This window comes from Ruminococcus sp. AF17-12 (assembly GCF_003479245.1).
Classification (GTDB): domain Bacteria; phylum Bacillota; class Clostridia; order Lachnospirales; family Lachnospiraceae; genus Blautia_A; species Blautia_A fusiformis.
The window spans coordinates 38,745-57,045 of the sequence record NZ_QUGY01000014.1 but is presented as its reverse complement, the minus strand read 5'-3'; the positions used below and the strand labels follow the sequence as shown (position 1 = coordinate 57,045).

The following is an 18,301-nucleotide window of genomic DNA, read 5'->3' as shown; positions in this document are numbered from 1 at the left end:
TTACATCACAACTCCATATCGTTCCTTCCCAATTTAGTTCTTCCTTCGTGTTCCCATCGCTCTCGGTTCTCCTGTTCCGCAGTAATTTTTGCTTTTGCCAGCCTATCCAGAATGGAACTTCTGGCTTTTTTCTTAATCTGTTCGGTATTCACCTTTTTGACTTCCGGTTTTATCAGCGTGGTCTGGATTGTTTTAACTGCTGTCTGCATAGCTTTTGTAATTTTGGTAATTACTCCGTCCAATCGACTTACAGCATAAGTTCTTTCTTTTTGGGAAGCCTTGCGCTCAGGGGAAAGCACCCACGCCTTTGACTGTTCTACCAGACGAATGTCTTCTTTATGGGTTTCCACTCTGACCTCATCCGTCACAACCTCCACAGCTTTGTCGTAAGCAATATCTGAAACTTCATCGATCAAAGCTTCTACTTCTTCAATTTTCAGAGTAAGTGTATCCAGTATTTCTGTCTGGTTTTTCATCTGTTCCTTTTGCTTAAACAGGATATAATCCTGCTTTTCAAGATAATCTCGCCCTCCATAAGACGGTTCTTCTTCCAGATGCAACCCGTATTTTCGAGTTATATCAAAAAGCATTGTCCGGCAAATAGCATCAAAAGTCTGCTTTCGATTATTATTGCGGCCTTTAGGTTTATCCGGTTTTGGAAGTGCAATCCCTAATTCTTCCAGTGCTTTTTCCTGCTGGGGACAGATTTCCCCGTACTTATTCTCACAATCAAAAACATGACGTTCATGAATGTGCGGCGTTCCTTCGTCCAAATGCAGTGCCCAGTCCAGAATATGGACATGAGAACCGAACCGATTTGTGAACTGCTTTGTAAAGTCCTGTACGACCGCAAGTAATATTTCATAGGAAACAGATTCTTCTACTGTTCCTATTTGAAAAATAGTTTCCTCTGGACAGGTTTTATTGTTCTTTAGTAAATCTTCCACAGATCGGTTACGCTCTGTATGACGGGTTCTTGCATTTCTTTCATTCTGCGCTTCTATATACTTTCCATAATGTTCCTGATAAAAAGTACATTCAATTTCCTCAAAACTGATATCCTGAGAATCATCATCTTCTCTGCTCTGCATTGTGGTATAGCCACGGTAACAGTCCCAGTAAATATTTTCTCTGACTCTTCCAACATCAATATGTTCACTGTTTTCCAAGTTGAAACGGCGATCATTATGCCTTGGATTGTAAGTGCCATTTTTTCCGGAGCGTCCATTGTGTCTTGTTGCTTTCAATAATTTTCTTGCCCTCCTTTTTCACGTTTTTCCAAATTAAATAAGGCAGCGAAGCTGCAAACCTGCGTGAATTTGCGTCAGGTAATACCCAGTACGAGTAGACGCACGCATCAACTCACTGGGCAATGGCTGCCGCCCTTAACCTGCACAAAAGACTTCGCTCTCCGCTCTGCTCCAGATTTAGTTACTATTCTCCGGCACCCTTCCATTCCCCTTTGCCATCCATTCGAAAAAAGCAATTTTACTAACCTTAATTAATCTGCCGCTTCGAAATGCCGGAAAACCGGGTGTATGAACCAGTTCATAAGCCGTTACTCTGGAAATCCCCATAATCCGCTGAATATCAGCCACATCCAGTACAAGAGGCAGTTCATCATAATTGTTTAATCTCTTATTTTCACTCATGTTGTTCCTCCATTTTTGATTTCTTTTTTTTAGCTTCTCGTTGCCGTTTTATCTTTCCTGTTTCCTAAGTCATACTGCTGTCAAGGCATACAACACGTCATCCATTCGGATGCGCTCGCTTCTTTTATCGAAGGTCATGGCGGTTTATCTCAGGTTAGACGATTATAAAGTTGTCAAAACATACTGCATAGTACAAAATTACCACGCATCCGCATCATATCAATCTTATCTTTACTTTTCAATATTTCCGCGATACCATAAATGCAACTAATATTATAGTTTTTAAAATTACCATATAAAGCAGGAGTAAATAGAAATGGCTTATCAATTTATAAGGCAAGAGCCTTGCTATGACCGCATCCTCTTCGTTCTGGCACTGGACAGGGGCAAAATGAAGGAGCGAATTTTAATCGGAACAGAACAGCAAATCCGTTTTCGACTGGACGGAAATAAAGATAACGATGTCATATATGATATAACACGTCCTCTAGGACGTTTTCTGATAGATTTTGAATATGATAAAGAAAAGAACTGGAATATATATGGACTTGCTCCCCTACGTGATGCATTGCACACTAACCGTTGGAAACAGCCTGCACTGGAACAGACTGCTGGTGATTTTCTGGCAAAAAAATATCTCACCGGTGATCCGGTGAGAATGTATGCTACATTCCGTATTTGGAATGAATATCTTGTTACAAGGGAATATCGTGACCGTAATACTGCCTGTGATCGTTTTATAGAAAAAATCCAAATTTTGACTCAGGCATTCCAAACAGAAAATGTCATGAATTTTAATTCTGATACCGGAAAACCAGAACGTTTTCATACTGGCAGTCTTTATTTCCGCAACACTCCTGCTGAAATCACTCGACTTGAACTTTGGTTTCCGGATAATAGGCGCAGAACAGAATGCGTAGCTGCCTACAGCTCTTTTTATCCGCTTATCACTTATTACTTGAATCGGCTGAATGACTGGGGCCTTTGTTTCCGTCAGTGCAAAGTCTGTGGAAAATATTTTCTGGCAAAAAACCAGCGTTATGAACTATGCAGTGATAAGTGCCGTAAAGCACAGGCACTTCAAAATAAAAGGGAATTTGATGAACGAGCCAGAGAAAATAACTATGATTTGCTTTATAAAAATGAATGCCAGAATTGGCGTAATAAAATCAATAAATCCAAAAAAACTGCTGATTTTCCGATTGAACGTCTGGAAGAAATGAAAACTGCGTTTGACCTTTTTAAGAAAGAAGCTCTGCGGCGTAAGAAAGCTGTAAAGGCAGGAACAACCAAGCCAACGGAATTCACGGACTGGCTGTATCAGCAGAGCAATATTATCTTGAAACTCAGCGAAATCTGAATCCATCCCTGTAAAGGAAAGGCAGCGAATTTACTCGCTGCCTGCCCTCTCATTAAACTTGTATCCTACACCCCAGACGGTTTGAATATATACCGGGTTGCCCGGATCATCTTCTATCTTCTCACGAATATGGCTGATATGACTCATGACAATATTGTAATCGCCAGAATAGGCTTCTTTCCAGACTACATCATAAATCTGCTCCTTACTAAATACCCTTCCTGGATTTTGTGCTAATAACTGCAGGATTTCAAACTCAGTGTAAGTTAATTCTATTTTTCTATTATCACGAACAACTTCCCTCCGTTTCAAATCAATCGCTATACCCTTATGCCTTATTTTCGATTGAAGTTGTATTTCCTGAAAAAGGAATTTTTCTCTGCCGGAATCTAACACGGAAATAACAGAATTTACCAACTCTTCCTCATCTCCCTCGAATGATACCAGCAATATTTTTCCCACTTAATCATCCTCGTTTCATTTAGCACTAACTTAATGCTTCGCCTCTGAATTATATTCCGCAAATGTTTCCGTTTCCGGATTAAATTCAGTAAATAATTCCTGCATTCTATTTTTGCTTACTTTTTGAAAGCTGCTAATCTTTCCACTTTTGTCTCTCGTTACTTCAATGTACATAGTGCCGTTGCTGTTAGAAAAGATTCCCCTTCCCTCATCATATAAATCTGCTATAATCTTACCATTATAAACCCAGTTTCCTTGAGCATCACAGGATACTCCATAATCAGCATACTCCTGTGGAACAGCAATATTAAGACCTTTTCCCTCTTCACTGCTATATTCGCCCATGTCATCAGCCGCTATGTTCTCACTTCCTCCTTCTTCAAAAACAGATCCTTTCATTTCATCTGCAGTTACAGCTTCTCCGCCGGAACTTTCAACCAATGCCGCCGGTTCTGACCAAAAATCATCTGATAACGGTTCTGCCTTTACGTCTGTGATGGTGCCATAGTTTTCCCTTTGCACTTCAACTCGAAGCGTACCTCCACGTTTGGAACTTATTGTATAAGTACCCGGCTTAAACTCATCCCGGAAATATCCAATGGTCTTTCCATCATACATCAGAAATCCTGTTTCTTTCTGGTAAGTTATTCCCGCTTTTGCATATTCAGAAAGCTGTTCTTCGCTGAATACATTTTCATTACTGTCTTTATTTTCGGTGACCGTTTCTGCTTCCTGCTTCGCATATTCTATATTTTCCGGAGAATATGCCATTGTAATTCCCACTGCATCATCAGATGATTTCGACAACTTCATCCCATCTTTTATTTTTTGAAGATTATCCTCATAAAGTGCAATCGTCTCATCTACCTTTTCCTGTGTCCATACAAACCATCCGTCGCCGCCTGTATAAGCTTTTTCACCAATCATAGACTGCAGAACTTCTTTTTCCTCGTCCAGCCATTTCGCATACTCTTCTGCTGTCCACCATTCCACATCCGAACTTGAAAGTGGTTCATCTTCCCGGATATTCACTTCGTTTAAAGCAACTGTTGTTTCACCGTTTTCCTGCGCTGTCTCTGTATTTTTCTCCAAGGATGATGCGGAAGTTGCAAATCCACCTGTCACGCCAATTACCAATACTGCACTTATCATTACTGCAAACTTAGATGTCTTCTTTATCTTCATAATTGCTCTTATCCTTTCTTCAATCGCATTTTTACTGAAACTGTTACATAATGGTGTCAGTCCGCTCTTTTTTTCTTCCATAGATATTAAAGCAGTTGCATATACCGACTTTATATCCATTCCAAATCTGCGGACTACGGTTTCGTCACAGGATAATTCCAAATCTCTGTTAAAAAGAATATACATTACCCACACAAGCGGATTAAACCAATGAATGCATACTGCAGCAATCATTATCAGCTTTGTAAGCATATCAAGCCGTCTGATATGCACATATTCATGTTCCAACACATAACGAAGCTGATAAATATTTTTCCATTCTGTATTTTTTGGCATTAAAATAACTGGGCGAATCACACCATAAGAAAGTGGTGCAGCTATGGTTTCTGTCTGCCGGATGGATAGACTCCTTTTTAGTGGATGTTTTTCCTTCCATGCTTCCAAAATATCATTTTCAACAGGCAGCGAAAATCGAAATTCCCGATAGCATTTTATATAGGAAACCGCAAAAAATCCAAAACAAAGTAACAGACCTGCCAGCCATATTACACTCAAAATCGAAATGGATTCTGTTCTCTGTACCATAGCCTCTGATAATCCATTTGCTATCTCAGGCATATTCCCATGAATGGGTAAAAATGTTGTCGTTTGCGCCGTTCTCACTGGGTTTATATCAGAATAAATACTCTGCAACAGAGAATAAATACTTGTGACTGATTTTATGGAAAATGGAACTAATAACCGTATTAATGCAATCCACCATAAAATCAAAAATGTTTTCTTCGGTAATCTGTTGATAAGCACAGCCCTTAATACCACAATAAGTAAAATAATAACCGTTCCCAGAAAACTCATTTGCAGCAGGCTCATATACATCACCTCATTCCAATTCACTGACGATCTGCTTCAGGTTCTTAATCTGCTCCATAGAAAGTTTTTTTCTGCCAAGAAGTGCCGCAAACAACTTGTCAACAGATCCATCATATATCTTATCAATAAGTTCATCTGTTTCCAGATCCTGTACCTGTTCTTTTGCTATAAGCGCATGGCACATAAATCCCGGTTCCGTTCGTTCAATCGCGCCTTTATTGATACACCGCTTAATCAATGTATACGTTGTGTTTTTATTCCAGCCGACTTCTCTGTTTAAAGTATCTGCAACATATTTCGCTGGCACGTCACCATCCTTCCACAGAACATCCATTACCTTTAATTCCGAATCAAAAAGTTTGATATTTTCCTCTGTCACTTGTTTCGCCTCCTATAAGACTACAGTAGTCTGTTCTTGTTTTCAGACTACCACAGTCTTATAGCATTGTCAATCATTTTCTGTCGCTAGGAAAAGAAAAACAGCCAGCCTTTCGGCTGACTGCTCCATACTAAATATAAACCATTTCATTCAGTACAATTTCTTCTGCTCTGTTTCTAATATTATTACACCGTTGTACCCAAAGCATAGCATCTTTCCGCTTCAATTCCTCCGTCACTCCCTCAGCCGCTTTCATCTGATCAACAATACACGTAAACCGTTCCTCCGCTTGTTCGTCCAAATCCTCCAGATAGCTCCAAAGTTTTCCGGTCAGCAGTAAACTGGAATATCTACCGTAGCACTGCTCTTTCAGATACTCCCTATGCATCTGTCCGTACTTACCGATAGGTCGGTTTTCCTCCGGCAACTTCAAATCCGGGATGTAATAGTCCCCGACAAGCACATATTCGATGCCATTCTCTGTAATTCTTGGTTTCAGTTCCTTCATGGTTCGTTCCTCCTTGATTTTGTTTAATATATTGCCCAAACGAACCGTTCTATTTTGTTACTTCTATATGTACCGTACTCTTACTGATCCCGAATTTCTTAGCTGCCTGCCGCACCGTAGCCTTTGTTTCAACAATATATCCTGCGATCTCAACTGCACGTTCTTCAATATAATCCTTCACTGCCAAGCCCCCGAAGACGCTTTTTTACAGTGTATGCGGAGGCTTTTTCAGGTATGAGCCCTATTCTATGCAAAGCTCCTTATAATAATTTAATTCTTTTTCGCCTGCTTATAAAGCACAAGACAGACGATCACAAACACAACCGTAACCGCTACGGTAAGCGGAAGGATCATAGAAGAGCCCGCCCCGAGCAGAAGGCCAAATCCCTGTCTCAGCGTCAGGATTCCAAAGATGGAAAAAATAACAAATGCAACTATATTGAGGATTCCCTCCGGTGCCTTGCTTTTCAGAAGATATCCGATCAGAAGTCCGATCACATCCGCTGCAAAAAGTCCCAGTGAACAGGCAAGCCATACCACAACCGCTGAACTCAGTCCCTCATTGGCACCAAATGTAATTGCGGTAAGCTGTGTCTTATCCCCCAACTCCGCAACAAAAAATGTACAGAATACAGACAGCGGTGCAAATTTGATCTTACGATCCTTAACATTCTCTTCCTCATCATCGTCACCCTTCAGCGTTGTCACCGCAAAAAACAGGAACGCTGCACCTGCGATCAGACGGATCAGCCAGGTAGGGACCACGGTACTGATAATACCTCCTGCAAGCACTGCCAGTCCGTTGAGCACCAGGACAGCAACACCGGTTCCAAGCAAAATATCCTTCAGCTTGAACCTGGAAGTCATTGCCACCAGCATCAGCTGTGTTTTGTCACCCATTTCCGCAATAAACTGGGTAAAAAGCACTTTCATAAATAACAGCATTTTTCTTCTCCTTTGCATATTCATCCGCTCTGGAGCCATAAAAAAAGACCCACGTATACTCTATCTCTGTAACAGAAATAAAATATACATGAGTCTCATTCTTTAAGATTTGCCAGGTGCATGCACCAGTATGTTGACAAACCACGTCTACACGCGAATTACTCCCTCACGGAATTAATTTTCGTCATTGTAGCAAAGTTGAGAAATTTTGTCAAGAGCATTAGAAAGCTCCGCCTGTGCTATACAAGAGAACCGGCGATTCCTGCCGACACCACTAGAAATCCCTGCCTGCACCGCCACCGCCGAAGCTTCCTCCGTCTCCGGAGCTTCCGCTGTCGTAGCTGTCATAATCATCATCCCTGTCATCGTCATTACCGGAACTTCCGCCGCTGCTTTTTCCCCCTCTTCCCAGGAGCCAACTCAGCGGAAACAGGGAATTAAAGAGCCGGTGCAGTACACTCATACGGCTGAAATTCTTTTTCCAGTAGTCTGCGGTATCCTTTCCCGACAATTTCATTATCAGACCCTTCAGAACCAGAACCATAGTTACGATAAGAAATACAGGCAGCATCACGCACAGCAGATATGCGCCCACCATGAGCAAAACGATCATTACAAGCCCCAGTGCGATCTCCCAGACAGTTCCCTCATCCTCATCGTCGTCCACATCCTGCTGCACCTTCTCATACCTGGGAGCTGTTATCTTCTCCAAGCCGTATTCCTCACGGATCTCATTTAGCAGTGCATAATAAAGCTCCACGGTACCTTTTTCAAACTGATTGTCTTTATAGGAAGGAACTGCATATTCATCCAGAAGTCGTCCGGTCTTTGAATCAGGCAGCTTTCCCTCAAGACCGTAGCCGACAGATACCCAGACTTTACGGTCCGAAACCGAAAGGACGATCAGGACACCATTATTTTTCTTCTTTGAACCAATTCCCCATTTGCGGCCGGTTTCCACTGCATAATCACTGATGTCTTCCCCATCGGTGGTATCCACGGTAAGGACAACCAGCTGCGCTGTGGTATCCTCATACAGCTGCTCACCAGCCTTGCAAAGCTCTTCCTTCCAGGTATCGCTGAAAACCCCTGCATAATCATTAACATAGAATTCTTTTGTGGCAGACGGGATCTTCCCGAAAGCTGCCAGCGTACTTCCGGACAGCGTCAATACAAAAGCCAGTAGCACAGCCATCCGTCCGATCCATTTTTTCATAGGATATTCTCCCTCTATCCGTTCTTTCATTTCATCAGAACAATGGTCTGATCTTATCACTCTGCCAGCATATCCCCTACATCCAGCGTATCTGCTGCTGAATCATCGGCCTCAAAATATGACGCCTTCTCAAAGCCAAGCATAGAACCAAATACATTCCCGGGGAATTTCACAAGCCTTGTGTTATAAGCTTTCACAGCCTCATTATAATCTTTTCTCGCTACAGAGATCCGGTTTTCGCTTCCGGACAGTTCATCCATCAGGCCCACATAAGTAGTATTGCTTTTCAGTTCCGGATAATTTTCCACCACAACCTTCAGACCGGAAAGTGCACTGTCCATCTGCTGATCTGCCTCAGATTTCTCTTCCACGGTATCTGCATTCATCAGCTGGTCCCGCGCCTCCAGAACCCTGTCAACAACCCCCGTCTCATGCTTCGTGTAACTTTTTACCGTGCTGACGAGATTCGGGATCAGATCTGCACGTCTCTGCAGCATGGTATCCACATCAGCCTCTGCAGTTTCCACAGCTTCTTTATTTCCGGCAAGCCCGTTGTAACTGAGCATAAGTCCTCCGGCAAGGACCACGATCACTGCAATAACAGCCAAAAATACTTTCTTCATCTCTTTTCCTCCCTTCCGATATCACAGATAACCTTTCAGCCTGCGATACAGGATTTTTTATATCCCCATTGTACCAGAGCATACAGGATTCCACCAGAAAAAGCTCACCTTTTCAGTCAGAATTTTTCTGCTATTTCTATAAGTCCCTGATATATTTTTTCGGAAAGCGGAATGGAAACACCGAGTCTCTTCGCTTCTTTCACAATATAGCCGCTGAAGGTTTCCAGCTCCGTCTGTTTTCTCCGGATGCGAAAATCTCTCTGCAGGGAGCTGGTTGCATTATCTGCATGTACATGGCGGAATTTATGGATCACCTCATTGATGTGCTCATCCGTCAGCGCAACCCCCTTGGCCTGACCTACACTGGCAGCTTCCCATACAAGCTTCTCATACTGCTGCGCTTTCACCGGATCTCTGCGGAGCTCCCCGATGGTATTATCATAAAAAGCAGTCATCACATTAAAGGCACAGTTGAGGATATACTTTCTCCAGATTTCCACCTCGATATCCCCCTGATCCTTATAGTCAATATCCGCACCTTTCAGGATCCCTGCCACTTCTGCAACTTTCTTCTGCTGCCGTTCATCCGCATCTTTTATTCCAATACAAAGCCACGTAAACGTATCCTGCTGGGAAATGGAAAAATCCTCATTGGCAAAAGCCACCGTATAGATCAGCGAATCCACAACCGTTCCCTTACCAACCAGACGGCGGATGTTTTCTCCCGGATCCACACCATTCATCACAGGAATGATCACTGTGTCATCCGTGACCATGTCCCGGATACTTTCGCACACCTCAGCCAAAGAATAATTTTTTACACAGATAAAAATATAATCCTGCTGTCCCATATCCTGAATTGGAACTACCCGCTCTGGCTTTGCCACGATCTCACCCTTATAATCACTGTGGAGCACCAGGCCTTTTTTCCGGATGCTCTCTGCCCTGGCGCCACGTGCAACCATCGTCACATGCGGATACGCCTTCGCCAGCAGCCCGGCTATGTAACCACCAACACCACCAATTCCGATCACTGCGATCTTTTTCTCTTCTGTATTCATATTTTCTGTTTCCTTTCCTGCTGTTTCTCACTGAGGATTTACCCTCCCCGGAAAAAATGTGGATATTCACGATCCACATTGACAAACAGCATGGATATTCACAATCCGCATTCGCTACCTGCTCATTGTATCAAATATTCCCATACATTTCCAGAAAGCAATTTTCAGTAATATCCTATTCGAAAAAAATACAGAAACTTTTTATCCCGTCTTTTTTTGTCCCGGATTCTGGTGTATACTGGATATAAATTTTTTACGAAAAAAACAAAAATGTGAGGTGACAAAAATGGATACCAAACCCGTTTTTCACGGAAGTGATATAGAAAAGATCTGCAGCTACTACAATCTGAAAAAAGAAAACATCGTCAAATTCGGTGCAAATGTCAATCCTCTGGGACTTTCCCCAAAAGCCGGCAGAGCCATTGCAGAACACGTGGATATCCTTTCCTCCTACCCGGACAGAGAATACACATCCCTTCGGAATACGATTTCCAGCTACTGCAATATTCCCGCTGATTTCATCCTTCCGGGAAACGGCTCCAGTGAGCTGATCTCCCTTCTGATCCAGGAGCGTGCCCCGAAGCATACTCTGATCCTTGGACCTACCTATTCTGAATACTCCAGAGAGCTCTCTTTCTCCGGAAGTACCCAGGAATACTACCACCTTCAGGAAAGCAATGATTTCGAGCCGGACATTCCGGATCTCTGCCGGAAGCTGGAGCAGGACTATGATTTTCTCATCCTCTGCAACCCCAACAATCCGACCTCCTCTGCCATCACCCAGGAAGAGCTTCGCAGACTTATCGGTTTCTGTGCAGAAAAAAATATCTTCGTGATGATCGACGAAACTTATGTGGAATTTGCCCCGGATATCAACGCCATCACCGCAGTTCCGCTGACACGGGAATTCACCAATCTCATGGTACTCCGCGGCGTATCCAAATTCTTCGCTGCTCCCGGAATGCGCCTGGGCTACGGCATCACCGGAAATATGGACTTTCTTGCAAAAATGCGCGAAAAACAGACACCATGGTCACTTAACAGCCTTGGTGCCTTTGCAGGAGAGATCATGCTGCAGGATGAAGATTATATTAAAGAAACCAGAAATCTGATCCTTTCCGAACGCGACCGGATGATCCGGGAGCTGAAGGATACAGATACCTACAAAATCTATCCCGCCTATGCAAACTTTATCCTGCTCCGGATCCTGAAAAACGGACTGACCTCCTATGACGTATTTGAAGCCTGCATCAGACAAGGCATGATGATCCGTGACTGTTCTTCCTTCCAGTGCCTGGACGGGGAATTTGTACGATTCTGTATTATGATGCCGGAGGATAATTCACGGCTTGTTAAAGTGCTGAAATCACTGTAAAAGCTGTACAATACAATCCTGGATTTCCGGATCCCCTGTTTTATGCTTCCGGTGCCTGACAGACATTTCTGTCAGGCATTTTTTTACCTGCATATTTTTCTGTAAGGATCACATTCTCACAACATACAGGGCCTCTTTTTTGTTTGAATACTATACGTTTTTACATCATTCTCAAACGATAACTCGCGCTTCGTACTCGTGACACCTCGTTTGAATACTATACGTTTTTACATCATTCTCAAACTGCTGCAATTCAACAATTCTGGTTACTGCAGTTTGAATACTATACGTTTTTACATCATTCTCAAACTAATGCGAGGGATACCGTAGTTGATACATTGTTTGAATACTATACGTTTTTACATCATTCTCAAACCGTGATATCCTGTGTGCCGTACATGACGGTGTTTGAATACTATACGTTTTTACATCATTCTCAAACGAATCAAGGCAGGATCCGCAGTGATGCCAGTTTGAATACTATACGTTTTTACATCATTCTCAAACACCGTGTGGATTTTCACTGCAGTTTCAATCGTTTGAATACTATACGTTTTTACATCATTCTCAAACCTCAAATTCAAAAATGAAGTGCCTCACACGCACATACATTATAGTATTCAACCTATTTTAATCAATAGACTTCACATCCATCTTTGTCAATTATATAATATTTTTTCATTTCTGAAAAGTCTCTTTGTATATTTTCAATAAATAATAATGAAATTTCATTATATACAGCATTTTTTATCAATTCCTGAATCTGTTCATTTTCAAGATAAGATCTTATATTTATAAAAACAAGCACTTTCTTTCCCATTAGCTCTGACATAAGTTTCATATACTGTGCAAGCTTTTCAGAAAAATCATACTCTCCTCCTTCCATCTTTACTCCCAATGCCTTAAACAACTGTTGAACATCCATAGCTGTGTCTATTTCAATATCATACCCACAAATACTTTCCAGACGAAAAATATAACTTTGTAAATCAGCATTCAGCTTCTGCGTATCTATGAACATCTCTTCTCCATATGCTGTTTTCTGAAGCTGTAAATACAATTTTTTCTGAATCCTGCGATCTTCAAAGTCTAAGGCAAAGGGACTCACAACTATTTCCACATATTTTGAAATATCAAGAATTATATCATCATCTGATAAAACGAATCCACCCTCTTCGCCTTCTGCCTGTAAATTCAGAAGATGTACATATTTCTGAAAAAGAGCTGGTGATTCAATGATCCACTCTGTTGCTTTTCTATAATCCAATTCTATCACGTTCTCCATATCCACATAGGCAAGTTTCATAAAATCACCAACCTTTCATCACTATCCAAAACCTCTGACTTTACTTCCCCAACTATCAAATCCATTTTTGAATACTGCTTCTCTGTTACAGACAATAATTGAACCAAACCTTCCGGTGGACTATTTTTATGAACGCTGTCTACAATACTCTTTACCACAGTCCCATTTAGTGCAATTTTGCAATACACAGATTCCTGTAACATCAAAAATCCATTTTTAAGTAAAAATTTTCGAAATTTAGTGTATTCCCGTCGTTGTTCTGACGTAACCACCGGAAGGTCAAAAAATACCAATACTCTCATAAATCTATAACTCAAATTTGTAAAATCGGATCAAAGCACTGTCATTCTCATTTAATGCATCAAACACGCTTTTACAGTAAATTTTTATCGCATTATTTACATATTGCTTTTTTCCATCTATCACAACTTCCTGATTTAAGATATCCACAAGGCGCATTTTTTCATCCTGAGCAAATTCCGTCATAGACATATTTACCACCTCACGGTCAACCAAAATGCGAAATGGTTCCATCAGATCTGAAGCAAAATTAAACTGATTAAACATATTATCATGGAACAATCCCAACTGTGTGATATAGCCTCCTGCAACAATTTCCCTTGTAAAAGCAGATAGAATAATACTATATCCATAATTTAATGCCGCATTCACTAAACTATCTTCTGTTCTGGTAAATGAAAGTCCAAATAGTGCATTAAAATATACTTTTGCTGCATGTCCTTCTCTATTCGTCTCATCCTTCCAACAAATCTCATTTAAATACGACTGCAGTACTCCCGATTCCTCCTTTCCCAGATATTCCAACAGTTCTTTTTGCTTTCGTATTTTTTCTGTTACAATTTCTGTCCATACTGCATCTTTAATACTACAATTCCATTGAATCTGCTTACGAACTTTATTACTGGTATCATGGCTTCCATAATATCCAATCAGTTCTGAAGACGGATTTCTTTTTTCATCACAGAAAATCACCTTAATCTTCTTTTTTGTCAGTTCGGCCAATAAACTGGTGGTAATTGACACTGCTGTGGATTCAATCAAAACCGTCGATATCTCTCCCAGATAAATTTTTGTCACTTCCTCATTACGTACTACCATATATCCTAACTGATAATCCAGTTTTGCACGTTTGGAAATAACAACAATCCGCCAACTCATAATTTCTGCAGATCAATCACCTTCTCGTAAATACCTGTTGGTGACTGATTGATCACGCAAACATTTTTACATTTTGTTATATTACTGTTTAATACTAAAATTCCCGCTTTTCCGGGGCCTTCAATTAGCTTCAAGTCTGACGCTACACTTTGACACTGAAACATATGTAAAATTTCATAAAGTACAACACATTTCTCTTCTATCTGCAGTTCATCAAACTTCTCTTTTTTAGAAGATAACGTTTTTGCCTGCTCTCCTAATCTATTACCATAAACTGAATTCTGCAGCTTGTACAAAAAAGTATTATACAATTGTCCTAACATCTCTTCATTCAATTTATCCGATTCGTAAATCTTAATTTCTTTATTTTCTTTTCTTCGATTCACAAATTTAACTACTTTCTTTAAAGTTGCTTCATCTTCTGTTGAAAGTATCAATTGATTTGCACATTTAAAAAGTAACTGATTACCTGTTCTACCTGATAACCACATAAAAAATCCACCAACCTGGAACAAAGAATCTATTTTAATTTTATCAAGTAACACTATCGGATTAATTAATTTCCTTTGCTCTTGAAGATAATTTTCCAATGCTTCCCTGTTATTTTCCAACTGCTTTTTCAGCCGAATGGGCACGTATTCAATTGTTCTCTTTTTCTTTCCTTTCTTTTCATCCGATTCTACTAATACAAAGTAAGCACCCGCTTCTTTATTATATCCGCCATATTTCTCAATATCACACAGTCTCTCATCACTGCCCTTAACCGGCACTTGTCCTTTTCCTTTCTTCATGAGCTGCTGATCGAACAATCCACCTGTAGCCTCATGGACTCTGCGTGTAACCAGAATATTATTCTTTTTCATAATGTTCCGGACAGTTCCAATCGTACCATTCTCTCCGGAAATCCAGGCAATTTCTCCATTTCTTTCTACTTCGCCATACGTAAACAGTTTCTTAAGGTTATAGCTTCTGTTTGAATGATTTTCAATAAAATTCACCGGGCTTTTTGTAAATTTTACCAGATAAGTATTTCCAACAACTATATTAAGATAAGCATCTTTGGCATGATGTAGATCATTCATATCTCTTACCTTAATAAAATTAAATTTATGTCGAAATTCAGAAACTGTTCGAGCCTTCACATAGACGATTTCTGTATCCGGCATAGCCTGTTTCAATATACTGGCTACAACCTTTGTCGTCTGTCGGTTTTCTACCAGCTGTCTGGAAATAAAGCCTGCCAGCTCTGCTGGCTCAAATTCTGTAGCACGTGTCAGACGTTTATATTTCTCCTCTGAAATAAATCCGGCATTTTTTAATGCTTTCCAAAATCCCCTACATTTTTCCCGGATGTCAGCCTGAATTGGATACACGTCCGTCTTTTCCAAATTCAGAATTCTTTTTACAAGCACACGATTGTCAATACTATCATCCATAGTTTTCGACTGGGGATAAATATGATCTATATCATATTTTTGATTATTCCACAATTCATCCAAATCTATCGGCAGTCCAGTATACATACATCTTCCCATTTGTGTATAATACAAAAATAACCTGTCACTTCTTAAATCAGCTTCCTGACATTTTTCCAGTTTACTCTGCAGATTTTCATCATACAGTTCTTTTTCATATTTACTACAGTATTTGTAAAGATCCAGTAGTCTCTTTTTTCTGGATTCTGTTCTTCCACTATTCGTTTTTTCCCTTGCCACTTCCACAAAAACTCTCTTTGGCAACGTTTTCTGTATTTTGCAGATTTCTTTTACAATCAACAGTGCTTGCCATACCTGGCGTTTTACAGACGGAGAAATATTCAATTCTTTTATTGTCTCATATGAAATTTCTTTATTGTCTAATTGTCCATTCTCTTTTTCTACCTCATTTCTAAATGTATATTTAGCGCTCAGTAACTGAGAAAGATTATCCTGAGTTCCCCAGAGTGTTTTTATAATCGTCCACTCTTCCTCTCCTTGTACCGAAATTGCAATTCCATTTAAAAATTTTTTTGATAACCTTCCCCATCCTCGATATGATAAATTACTTAAACTTTCTCTTTGCTTATCTGTCAGCTGTGGACATATTTTTCCAATTCGTTTTCTTAACAATGAACGTGCATCACCAAACAATGTAACATTTAAAATGATTTCTTCTTTTTCTCTTTCACTCAAATGCACATCTGTCAGTTTTTCTTTAAAGTCATGATAAGCAGTCAGTGAACCTTTAAAATCTCCATCGATTCCTGTGATAACTGTATTTTCATCGATTTTTCCTTCTATCAGTAAATATCTCTTAAACTTTTTTTGAGTAACTTTCCGATATCTCTGAAATACTTCTTCATATATTTTCTGTTTTAATTCTACTGATAATAATTCGCCATTCAGACGGACATTATTAAGCTCATTTAACACTTCAAATTTACTATATAAAAGTGAATACTTCGGAAGCACATCTTCATGAATAAGATATGTGCATTTATTTGTCATCCGGCGGATAAATCTTTCCGCACTGACCTCCTCATCCACAATATCAGTAAAGTTCCACGGATAAATTTTTCCTTCTTTTCTTTTTACCCAATTTGTCTTTTTTCCATCTATCGAAATTCCATTTAGAGGTCCTACATAATAAGGCACTCTGAAGGTGAAAATCTGGCGAATTTTATCTCCTTCTCTTTTCAACAACGGAATCCGTTCCTGCAAATTAGTTATAATTGCATTCAACTCATATAAGTGTATCTGGTAAGGAATGACACTATTTGCTCCTGTTGATTGCTTCGGCAAAAAATTTCCGGTTTCTAATTCTTTCTTCAACCAATCTGTTTTCTCAGAATCATTTATACGTTCAATTACACTCTTTTTCAGATATGCATAAAAATCTTCCTTCGTGCATTTTTTTCCTTCAAAGTCCTTCTTTTTTCCGTTTATATTTACAGTTCCTATATACGCACAATAATTTTTATATTTTCCACTTGTGTCTGTAAATATCTCTTTGTATGCTTCTATTGAAATATCTTCTTTCACTATTTTTTTTAAATGCTGTAAGTCTTTATGATGTTTTTCATATAAAGCGACTTTTGCTTCCGAAATAGAAGAATATTTATTCAGAATATCTGCAAGTGCTGCCCAGTCGTATACAGCTTTTGCGCTTTCAATAATATAATATCTCTCATTCAGATTATTTTTTAACTCAACCTCATAATCATCAAAACCTGCATCCGCAAAGGAGATTTTCGGTCTTTCCGTTTCATCCAAAGATTTATCGTTAAAAATATTGCTTAACTTTACGGTACATCCTGATATCAGAGCCAACAGCTCCTTTTCTTTTACACGTGTAACCTTAAGCAATTTAATAAGTGTTGTTTTTTTAGCCGACCTTGTTAAGTTAACATTTTTCAATATTTTTTCTATATCATGATAAGTTTCTTCCGTAATTTCTCCGTCAAATCCCATTTCTTCGTTTCTTACCACTTCAAGAAACTGATCAAACGTCGTTCTGAATTCTCTTATCTCTTCAATACTCCCATTTAACAGAAAATGTCCTCTATGTTTCATCATATGATGAAATGCCAGATAAACCAGTCGAATATCCGGTGTTTCTTCTGTAGTCATTAGATATTTTCTCAAATGATAGATTGTCGGAAATTTTTCATGATATTCTTTATCCGTAAACTCTTTATCTATAAATAATAAATACGGCATTTCCGGACAATTCCCGTTTTCATCTCTTTTATCTTCTGCCCAGTATCGGCTTTCTTTCATTCGTCTGAAAAATCCCGAATCTTTCTCAGCAATTTCTTCTGCAAAAATTTCCTGAAGCCATTCAATTCTCTGATTTCTTCTTTTTAATCTTCTTCGAGCTGTACGATTGATTCTTCGATCTTCAGCTGTATTTGCAGACTCAAACAGCCTGGTTCCCCACAAAGCTTTTCCATGTGCACGCAAAATATGGTATTGATCATCCGTAACTGCCCAACCAACAGATGCACTTCCCATATCTAATCCCAAATAATAATCCTTCTCCATAGTTGTCTCCTTGTTAAGTTTTTTGTTTAATTGTATCATATTTTTATTGATTCTGAATATTTTTCACTTATTTCTTATATTTTTATAAAACAAAAGAGCTACCGGAAAACCGATAGCTCTGCTTCCACACACTGTGGGTCATTTCTTCAATGACGTGT

General features: G+C 39.7%; 16 protein-coding genes, 1 pseudogene and 1 CRISPR repeat array. Of the genes and pseudogenes, 2 read left to right on the top strand and 15 right to left on the bottom strand.

Translation table 11 applies throughout. From position 1 onward, the window contains the following. Positions 1-5: 5 nt before the first annotated feature. Positions 6-1,247, bottom strand: a complete 1,242-nt coding sequence (locus DWW77_RS14230; protein WP_118608960.1) for a plasmid recombination protein — start codon at positions 1,245-1,247, stop codon at positions 6-8. A 180-nt stretch (positions 1,248-1,427) separates the two neighbouring features. Beyond that, positions 1,428-1,652: a helix-turn-helix domain-containing protein gene (locus DWW77_RS14225; protein ID WP_008707138.1), complete on the bottom strand. Its 225-nt coding sequence runs from the start codon at positions 1,650-1,652 to the stop codon at positions 1,428-1,430. A gap of 316 nt (positions 1,653-1,968) precedes the next feature. Between DWW77_RS14225 and DWW77_RS14220 the strand changes: the two genes are divergently transcribed. Next, positions 1,969-3,012, top strand: a complete 1,044-nt coding sequence (locus tag DWW77_RS14220) for a DUF6076 domain-containing protein (protein WP_022388635.1) — start codon at positions 1,969-1,971, stop codon at positions 3,010-3,012. A gap of 30 nt (positions 3,013-3,042) precedes the next feature. Here the strand turns inward: DWW77_RS14220 and DWW77_RS14215 are convergent, their stop codons facing one another. The 9 genes and pseudogenes from DWW77_RS14215 to DWW77_RS14175 all read right to left on the bottom strand — a co-directional run bounded on the left by DWW77_RS14215 (position 3,043) and on the right by DWW77_RS14175 (position 10,261). After that, positions 3,043-3,474, bottom strand: a complete 432-nt coding sequence (locus DWW77_RS14215; RefSeq protein WP_022388636.1) for a winged helix-turn-helix domain-containing protein — start codon at positions 3,472-3,474, stop codon at positions 3,043-3,045. A gap of 30 nt (positions 3,475-3,504) precedes the next feature. Continuing rightward, a complete protein-coding gene (locus tag DWW77_RS14210; protein ID WP_118137637.1) occupies positions 3,505-5,514 on the bottom strand; it encodes a M56 family metallopeptidase in 2,010 nt (669 codons plus the stop codon). A 25-nt stretch (positions 5,515-5,539) separates the two neighbouring features. After that, positions 5,540-5,908: a BlaI/MecI/CopY family transcriptional regulator gene (locus DWW77_RS14205; protein WP_008707144.1), complete on the bottom strand. Its 369-nt coding sequence runs from the start codon at positions 5,906-5,908 to the stop codon at positions 5,540-5,542. 130 nt (positions 5,909-6,038) lie between these two features. Continuing rightward, complete coding sequence (locus DWW77_RS14200) at positions 6,039-6,416, bottom strand: TnpV protein (protein ID WP_015541713.1); 378 nt, start codon at positions 6,414-6,416, stop codon at positions 6,039-6,041. Positions 6,417-6,468: 52 nt separating this feature from the next. Further along, positions 6,469-6,597, bottom strand: a pseudogene (locus DWW77_RS14195) (sporulation transcriptional regulator SpoIIID); the annotation flags it as partial. 89 nt (positions 6,598-6,686) lie between these two features. After that, a complete protein-coding gene (locus DWW77_RS14190; protein ID WP_118608958.1) occupies positions 6,687-7,361 on the bottom strand; it encodes a TMEM165/GDT1 family protein in 675 nt (224 codons plus the stop codon). Positions 7,362-7,635: 274 nt separating this feature from the next. Beyond that, complete coding sequence (locus DWW77_RS14185; RefSeq protein ID WP_173775537.1) at positions 7,636-8,577, bottom strand: TPM domain-containing protein; 942 nt, start codon at positions 8,575-8,577, stop codon at positions 7,636-7,638. Positions 8,578-8,633: 56 nt separating this feature from the next. Continuing rightward, positions 8,634-9,200 carry a LemA family protein gene (locus DWW77_RS14180; RefSeq protein ID WP_118608956.1) on the bottom strand — a complete coding sequence of 189 codons (567 nt, stop codon included), beginning with the start codon at positions 9,198-9,200 and terminating at the stop codon, positions 8,634-8,636. A gap of 116 nt (positions 9,201-9,316) precedes the next feature. Beyond that, entirely contained in the window at positions 9,317-10,261 is a 945-nt protein-coding gene (locus DWW77_RS14175; RefSeq protein WP_114002714.1) for a ketopantoate reductase family protein, read from the bottom strand. A gap of 286 nt (positions 10,262-10,547) precedes the next feature. Here DWW77_RS14175 and DWW77_RS14170 point away from each other — a divergent pair, with 286 nt between their 5' ends. Next, complete coding sequence (locus DWW77_RS14170; protein WP_118608955.1) at positions 10,548-11,636, top strand: pyridoxal phosphate-dependent aminotransferase; 1,089 nt, start codon at positions 10,548-10,550, stop codon at positions 11,634-11,636. A gap of 141 nt (positions 11,637-11,777) precedes the next feature. Continuing rightward, positions 11,778-12,209: direct repeats of the CRISPR family, unit length 36 nt; unit sequence GTTTGAATACTATACGTTTTTACATCATTCTCAAAC. 61 nt (positions 12,210-12,270) lie between these two features. On the opposite strand, the gene csn2 is transcribed toward DWW77_RS14170, so the two are convergent. The 4 genes from csn2 to cas9 are packed head-to-tail and all read right to left on the bottom strand — an operon-like array spanning position 12,271 to position 18,143. Then, positions 12,271-12,942 carry a type II-A CRISPR-associated protein Csn2 gene (gene csn2, locus DWW77_RS14165; RefSeq protein ID WP_118608954.1) on the bottom strand — a complete coding sequence of 224 codons (672 nt, stop codon included), beginning with the start codon at positions 12,940-12,942 and terminating at the stop codon, positions 12,271-12,273. Next, the gene (cas2, locus tag DWW77_RS14160) at positions 12,939-13,244 is read right to left on the bottom strand and encodes a CRISPR-associated endonuclease Cas2 (RefSeq protein WP_118608953.1); all 306 of its coding nucleotides are present in this window, start codon (positions 13,242-13,244) and stop codon (positions 12,939-12,941) included. The genes csn2 and cas2 overlap by 4 nt, the downstream gene beginning before the upstream one ends. A gap of 4 nt (positions 13,245-13,248) precedes the next feature. Beyond that, the gene (gene cas1, locus DWW77_RS14155; protein ID WP_118608952.1) at positions 13,249-14,121 is read right to left on the bottom strand and encodes a type II CRISPR-associated endonuclease Cas1; all 873 of its coding nucleotides are present in this window, start codon (positions 14,119-14,121) and stop codon (positions 13,249-13,251) included. Further along, positions 14,118-18,143, bottom strand: coding sequence for a type II CRISPR RNA-guided endonuclease Cas9 (gene cas9, locus DWW77_RS14150; RefSeq protein WP_118608951.1), 4,026 nt, complete (start codon positions 18,141-18,143; stop codon positions 14,118-14,120). The genes cas1 and cas9 overlap by 4 nt, the downstream gene beginning before the upstream one ends. Between the last annotated feature and the right edge of the window lie 158 nt (positions 18,144-18,301).

Excerpts from the sequence above, each read along its gene's own strand:
- DWW77_RS14225 (WP_008707138.1), bottom strand. The coding sequence starts at position 1,652 with ATGAGTGAAAATAAGAGATTAAACAATTATGATGAACTGCCTCTTGTA.
- DWW77_RS14220 (WP_022388635.1), top strand. The coding sequence starts at position 1,969 with ATGGCTTATCAATTTATAAGGCAAGAGCCTTGCTATGACCGCATCCTC.
- DWW77_RS14210 (WP_118137637.1), bottom strand. The coding sequence starts at position 5,514 with ATGAGTTTTCTGGGAACGGTTATTATTTTACTTATTGTGGTATTAAGG.
- DWW77_RS14200 (WP_015541713.1), bottom strand. The coding sequence starts at position 6,416 with ATGAAGGAACTGAAACCAAGAATTACAGAGAATGGCATCGAATATGTG.
- DWW77_RS14190 (WP_118608958.1), bottom strand. The coding sequence starts at position 7,361 with ATGCTGTTATTTATGAAAGTGCTTTTTACCCAGTTTATTGCGGAAATG.
- DWW77_RS14185 (WP_173775537.1), bottom strand. The coding sequence starts at position 8,577 with ATGAAAAAATGGATCGGACGGATGGCTGTGCTACTGGCTTTTGTATTG.
- DWW77_RS14180 (WP_118608956.1), bottom strand. The coding sequence starts at position 9,200 with ATGAAGAAAGTATTTTTGGCTGTTATTGCAGTGATCGTGGTCCTTGCC.
- DWW77_RS14175 (WP_114002714.1), bottom strand. The coding sequence starts at position 10,261 with ATGAATACAGAAGAGAAAAAGATCGCAGTGATCGGAATTGGTGGTGTT.
- DWW77_RS14170 (WP_118608955.1), top strand. The coding sequence starts at position 10,548 with ATGGATACCAAACCCGTTTTTCACGGAAGTGATATAGAAAAGATCTGC.
- csn2 (WP_118608954.1), bottom strand. The coding sequence starts at position 12,942 with ATGAAACTTGCCTATGTGGATATGGAGAACGTGATAGAATTGGATTAT.
- cas2 (WP_118608953.1), bottom strand. The coding sequence starts at position 13,244 with ATGAGAGTATTGGTATTTTTTGACCTTCCGGTGGTTACGTCAGAACAA.
- cas1 (WP_118608952.1), bottom strand. The coding sequence starts at position 14,121 with ATGAGTTGGCGGATTGTTGTTATTTCCAAACGTGCAAAACTGGATTAT.
- cas9 (WP_118608951.1), bottom strand. The coding sequence starts at position 18,143 with ATGGAGAAGGATTATTATTTGGGATTAGATATGGGAAGTGCATCTGTT.